This is a genomic window from Streptomyces laculatispora (assembly GCF_017353455.1).
GTDB classification, from domain to species: Bacteria; Actinomycetota; Actinomycetes; order Streptomycetales; family Streptomycetaceae; genus Streptomyces; species Streptomyces laculatispora.
Genome location: NZ_JAFMPZ010000220.1, coordinates 1 through 3,427 on the forward strand (window position 1 = coordinate 1; position 3,427 = coordinate 3,427).

The following is a 3,427-nucleotide window of genomic DNA, read 5'->3' on the forward strand; positions in this document are numbered from 1 at the left end:
GGCCGGCACCAGTCCGTCGGCGCCGCGCTTGAGGCGGGCGGCGATGGCGGGGTCGAGGCCGCTGGCGGGCGGTGGGGTGCCGGGCGTGGGCGTGCTGGTCATGTGCCCATTGTGCCGTGGCGAGGAGGGCCGTCCGGGCGCACGTCCACTGGGCGGACGCTGGACACCGGTCGTACGCTGGCGGACATGTCGACCCATGCGAAGCGCGAACGACTTCTGCTCGCCGACCTGTTGGAGGCGGCGGGCCCGGAGGCCCCGACCCTCTGCCACGGCTGGACGGCCCGGGACCTGGCAGCCCATGTGGTGGTGCGGGAGCGCAGGCCCGACGCGGCGGCCGGGCTGGTGATCGGCCCCCTGAAGAGCCGGGGCGAGCGGATCACGAACGAATTCACCTCGAAGCCGTACGAGGAGCTGATCCAGCTCATCCGTACGGGTCCGCCGCGGATGTCCCCGTTCGGCGTGAAGCAGTTGGACGAGGTCGCCAACACCGTCGAGTTCTACGTCCATACGGAGGACGTGCGCCGGGCCCAGCCGGACTGGACGGCGCGGGAGCTGGACCCGGTCTTCGCCGATGTCCTGTGGTCGCGTACGGAGAAGGCGGCCCGGATGCTGGGGCGGAAGGCCCCGGTGGGGCTGGTGCTGCGCCGTCCCGACGGGCAGACCGTGGTCGCGCACAAGGGCACCCCGGTGGTGACGGTGACCGGTGAGCCGGGCGAGCTGTTGCTGTTCGCGTTCGGGCGGCAGGACGCGGCGCGGGTGGAGCTGGAGGGTGACCAGGAGGCGATCTCCCGGGTGACGACGGCGAAGCTCGGTATGTAGGTCCGGGTCCGGCGGCGGGCCGCGGCACCGGTGCTCAGCGCGGGAGTTCCGCGCGGCGCAGCGGAGCGAGCGCCAGGCCCGCCACCGCCCCCGCCGCGCACAGCGAGGCGCTGGCGACGAAGACCGGGCCGGTGCCCCAGAGGGCCGCGGCCGCGCCGGTGACCGGGTAGCTGAGCGGTGCGAGGGCGTGGGTGAACAGGGTCGAGACCGAGGTGACCCGGCCCAGGTAGGCGGGGTCCGCGGCGGTCTGGACGAGGGCTCCGCACAGGGCGCCGCCGAGTCCGACGAAGAGCCCTATGAGGACCGCGACACCGGCTGCGAGCGGTACGGAGGGCGCGTACGCCAGGGCGGCGATGGCGGCCGCGCCGATCAGCACGGTGAGGCACATGACGAGCCCGGCCCGGGGCAGCCGCCCCCGTACGGCGAGCAGCAGCGCGGACGCGCCCGCTCCGGCGCCGAAGGCGGCGATGACCCAGCCCATTCCGGAGGCGCCCCAGCCGCGTTCCTGGCTGAGCAGGATCAGGCCGAGGTTGAGCGGTCCCACGAAGCCCAGTTCGCTGACGCCGACGACGAGCATCAGCGGGCCCAGCAGGGGGTGGCGGCGGATGTGGCGCAGTCCGTCGACGAGTTCGCGCCAGGCCGTGCCGGCGGGTTCGGCCGGCTGTTCCGGGGCGGGCAGCGGGCTCATCCGTACGGAAAGCAGCAGCGGCAGCGAGACGGCGAAGAGCACACCGGCCGCGGCGAACGCGAGGACCGGGCCGCCGAGGGCGACGGCGAGGCCGCCGAGCGGGGCTCCCGTGAGGTTGGCGGCGCGGGTGGCGAGGCCGCGCATCCCCTGGACGCGGGCGAGCTGGCCGGCTGCGGTGATCCGGGGCGGCAGGGCGCCGACGGCGGGCAGGAAGAGGGCGTCGGCCGCGCCGAAGACCAGGGCGACGGCGATCAGCATCCACACGGTGGGCGAGGTGAGGAGCAGCGCCCCGGCCAGCCCGAGGATGACGAGGCAGCGGGCGGTGTCGCTCACGACCACGACGCGGCGCGGCCCGAACCGGTCGGCGAGTACTCCCCCGCCGAGCAGCAGCAGGGCCCTGGGTATGGAGCCGACCGCCAGCACGAGGCCGGTCTGGTAGGCGCTTCCGGTGCGGGCGGCGGCCCAGGCGAGGGCCATGTAGTAGACGCTGTCGCCGATCGTCGACGCGGTGTAGGCGCCGAGCCAGCGCAGGACGTTTCCGTCGCGGTGGGCGGGGCGTTCCGGAGCCTTTTCGGGCGTGAGCGTGACGGTCACGGGGGCGTCCTCTCGGGTGGCCGGGTCAGGTCCGGAACGGGAATCCGTACACATGCAGCGCGACGTTCTCGCGGTTCTCCGTGTCTCCGGCCTCGTCGCGGGCGCGGCCCTGCTCCTCGTACCGGTTGATGACCTCGTGCAGCTCGCGTTCGAGCGAGGCGAGCTCCTCGGGGTTCAGCCGGGCCAGGTACTCCGAGGTGAAGGAGCTCTTGCGCCACGGGGGCGTCCAGCTCCGGTACGCGTCCAGGAAGCGGCGGTACAGCTCGATGTGCTGGTCGAACGAGAGCCGGCTGACGGCGGTGTGGGTGGCGGCCTTCTCGGGCGCGTCGCTGAAGTCCTCGTCGTGGAAGCGCAGCCCCTTCGAGGCGGGCTGCCACCAGCGCTCGCGGCCGTCCTTGCCCTGCCCCTCGGCCTCCTCGATCAGGCCGTGGTCGGCGAGCTTGCGCAGGTGGTAGCTGACCAGGGAGACCTGCTCGTCGACCTGCTCCGCGAGCTGGGACGCGGTGGCCTGCCGGGCGATGTAGAGCGCCCGGTAGAGCTTCATCCGCAGCGGGTGCCCGAACGCCTTGAGCGTGCCGAGGTCGGACACCCGGCGTGATTCGTTGCTTGCCATGCCCTCCACGATAGATAGGAAAGAAATTTTGCGCAATAAAAGCTGCACGGTTCGGCCGGGGCCGACCACGGTCCCGGCGCTGTACCCCGTTCCGCGCATTCCGCCGACCGCGCAGTAGCAGACCATCAGGGCACCGCTGGCCACGGTGCAGCCGGTGAGCGCCCCCTCCGGCAGCCCGAACATGGCGGCCATGACCCGTCCCGCGGTGGCGAGTTGCACCAGCAGCAGCGGGGTCAGGACGACCAGGGTCGTGATGCCCAGGGCGCGGCGTACGGACGGGTCGCCGAGCCGGTCCGCGAGGAAGTCCCCGAGGGTGAACACGCCCTTGCGGCGCAGCGGTTCGGCCAGGATCCGCATGACCAGCACCAGTGAGGCGACGGTGGCGGCGGCGAACAGGATGCCGTCGAAACCGGCGAGCGCGACGGCACCGGTGGTGGAGAGCAGGGTGGCCGCCGAGATGTAGTCGCCCGCGATGGCCAGACCGGCGCCGGCCGGGCCGAGTGCGGAGCCGCCGCCCGCGTAGAAGTGTTCCGGGTCGTCCTGGTCCGCCGCGGCCAGCCCGCACAGCAGCAGGGACACGGCGACGAATCCGAGGAAGACGACCACGGCGAGCGACCGGGCGTCGATGGCGCCGCTCACCGGTGTGATCCCGGGGCCGGGGCACGGGTCGCGGCCGGCGCGCAGGCGCTCACGGGGGTGCGGGGTGTCGGGGG

General features: G+C 73.4%; 3 protein-coding genes and 2 pseudogenes. 1 reads left to right on the forward strand and 4 read right to left on the reverse strand.

The features are described 5' to 3' along the window. Nucleotides 1-102 (reverse strand): annotated as a pseudogene (locus J1C73_RS35965) (phosphoribosyl-AMP cyclohydrolase); the annotation flags it as partial. A gap of 84 nt (nucleotides 103-186) precedes the next feature. Between J1C73_RS35965 and J1C73_RS12525 the strand changes: the two are divergent. After that, entirely contained in the window at nucleotides 187-819 is a 633-nt protein-coding gene (locus J1C73_RS12525) for a TIGR03085 family metal-binding protein (protein WP_207316439.1), read from the forward strand. A gap of 34 nt (nucleotides 820-853) precedes the next feature. Here the strand turns inward: J1C73_RS12525 and J1C73_RS12530 are convergent, their stop codons facing one another. The 3 genes and pseudogenes from J1C73_RS12530 to J1C73_RS34760 form a co-directional block, all read right to left on the reverse strand. Further along, the gene (locus J1C73_RS12530; protein ID WP_307797676.1) at nucleotides 854-2,101 is read right to left on the reverse strand and encodes an MFS transporter; all 1,248 of its coding nucleotides are present in this window, start codon (nucleotides 2,099-2,101) and stop codon (nucleotides 854-856) included. Nucleotides 2,102-2,126: 25 nt separating this feature from the next. After that, nucleotides 2,127-2,714, reverse strand: coding sequence for a helix-turn-helix domain-containing protein (locus tag J1C73_RS12535; protein WP_207316441.1), 588 nt, complete (start codon nucleotides 2,712-2,714; stop codon nucleotides 2,127-2,129). Between the two features lie 141 nt (nucleotides 2,715-2,855). Further along, nucleotides 2,856-3,353: pseudogene (locus J1C73_RS34760) on the reverse strand (sodium:solute symporter family transporter); the annotation flags it as partial. Between the last annotated feature and the right edge of the window lie 74 nt (nucleotides 3,354-3,427).

Coding starts and splice junctions, on each gene's coding strand:
- J1C73_RS12525 (WP_207316439.1), top strand. CDS start 187: ATGTCGACCCATGCGAAGCGCGAACGACTTCTGCTCGCCGACCTGTTG.
- J1C73_RS12535 (WP_207316441.1), bottom strand. CDS start 2,714: ATGGCAAGCAACGAATCACGCCGGGTGTCCGACCTCGGCACGCTCAAG.